Annotated in this window: 1 protein-coding gene and 1 pseudogene; both read right to left on the reverse strand. The window is 50.7% G+C overall.

Features of this window, described 5'->3' with window-relative positions; all coding sequences use genetic code 11:
• Positions 1–342 precede the first annotated feature (342 nt).
• The gene (locus HKD27_RS16180) at positions 343–1,167 is read right to left on the reverse strand and encodes an SDR family NAD(P)-dependent oxidoreductase (RefSeq protein WP_231100651.1); all 825 of its coding nucleotides are present in this window, start codon (positions 1,165–1,167) and stop codon (positions 343–345) included.
• 776 nt (positions 1,168–1,943) lie between these two features.
• Positions 1,944–2,039: pseudogene (locus HKD27_RS16185) on the reverse strand (IS5/IS1182 family transposase); the annotation flags it as partial.

A 2,039-nucleotide genomic window follows, 5' to 3' on the forward strand; every position in this document is an offset into this window, starting at 1 on the left:
GCGCCGCATCTGTTGTTCTCCTCCAAAGCCGGAAAAACAGTCAGCACAGAGCAACAGAACGTACAACCCTCACTTCAAGCTCTCAGGTCTTAACTGACGACACGCCGTAGGCACGTTACAGCCTTCCGAAAGTGTAAAACAGGAACAGATGCGTAAAAGACTTCTGTTTTTTCGTCAATAAATCATTAAATTCTTTTTTCGATGAAACCTGTAGTGTTTTTTATTTTTTAACGACATGCATTCTTTGATTTCGGTATTTGTCTAATGGTAACGTTTATCCCAAAATAATGACCATGACCGAGCAAAGCCTACACTTCTGCTTCGGACCGAATCAGTGGCGGGCTATTCTTTGTGTGCGACGAGAGAAGCGGCGGCTTTCTGTTTCAGGAAACGTCGCAAACCGATTTGTCCGACTTTTTCGAGAAGTGGCGTCGTGATGTGCAGCAGCCACGGCATGATCAGACAGGCATGGGCAAAAATGCCGTCTATCCTGGGTAGGAAGATTTCACGTCCTGCCCCTTTGCTGGTCCGGATAATCATTCTGGCCACATATTGGGCCGACAGGGGTTGATTGACGAAATTCAGGACTGATCCCCCGTCTTGTGTTTCCTGCTCAAGCATCCGGGTATCAACAGCCGCAAGAAAGATTGAGGAAACCCTCAGTGTCCCGGGGCGGAATTCAAGAGCCAGCGAACGGGCAAAGCCTCTGAGACCAAATTTCGTAGCACTATATACCGAGCTTCCCTGCAAGGGCATCACACCGGCAATGGAGTTGATGAACATGATATGTCCATTGGGAGATAATGCGGGAAGCAGTTGACTGGTCATGAGGATTGGTGATGTCAAATTAATGGCCATCTGTTCTTCAAGACTATGCTGCGTGATATCCTTGGTTGCTTCAGGCTGTATTTTCCCTGCGCAATGAATTAGAAGCCCGATGGGCCGATTTCTGTCCCGGATTGCAGTACTGACAGACTGAAGATTCGATGGTTCTGTCAAATCACAGAAAACAGCTTCAAATTGCCCTTTGCTGCTGGAAATCTGTTCTTCCGCCTTGCGGGGCTGGCGCGTTAGCAGAAGGACATCCCACCCCTGCTCCATCAGGAGTCCTGCGATTTCACACCCAATTCCACCCGTTCCACCTGTCATGACGGCAAATGAAGGCACTGTTATCCTCTTTCTGGGGGAAAAGGGATTCATGTAGTGTGCGGGAAGGTCAGAGTTGAGGGCGTCAGGAAATGCATGATCAACTTTCTGAAAAAGGCGGTTGCATCTTCATAACGCGATAACTGTATGCGTCCTATGGTTTTCTGGTGTCGTGACAAGGGCACGCAAAGCGTGTGCAGGCATTCTTTTCATTTCATGGACGAATGGCGCTTGCAGGACCGTGATGGTGGGCGCGACAGGGATTGAATCTGTGACTGCTACCGCGTGAGGACGGTGCCGGAATTATATGGCAATAATGTGCCTTATCTCCCATTCTTCTGACGGGCCCTGATCTGGCAGGCGAAGGTCGCGTCAGCCTATGCGTGTATGCCAGTGGATGGCCGCTCTCCGGGTAGTTCCGGTCGAAGGTGCGCTTTTCTGTGGGTGATCCTGTTGGCGTCCAGATGCGTTTGCGTTCCCGTCCCAACAGTTCAGCACGCTTGCAGACAGAGGTTCAGGCATTCCTGCTGGGGCGCCATCATTGCATTCCGTGTCGTCGTGATCGATTTCTGCGATCTGCTTTCGATATGGTCTGAACACTCTTCCCTGACTTTTATGCCTTCGGCCGCGAGTATGGCGCTTGCAACAAATCCCTGGCCAAAGGTGAAATCAGGCATAACGGGAAGGCAGCGTGCCAGTTCACTGAGACATTAGAGGCCATATTGGCCCTCTCATGGACTGCGGCGTGGATGATCCCGATGTCAGAAAATGTATCACTCAGGACCTACGGCGTGTCGTCAGTTAAGCAGGATGATGATTGAGGCGAACTGAACCGCCGCGAGGAAGGTGGATTTCAGTTTGTCGTAGCGGGTTGCAATAGCGCGGAACTGCTT

This window comes from Gluconobacter sp. R75690 (assembly GCF_015244525.1).
Lineage (GTDB): Bacteria > Pseudomonadota > Alphaproteobacteria > Acetobacterales > Acetobacteraceae > Gluconobacter > Gluconobacter potus.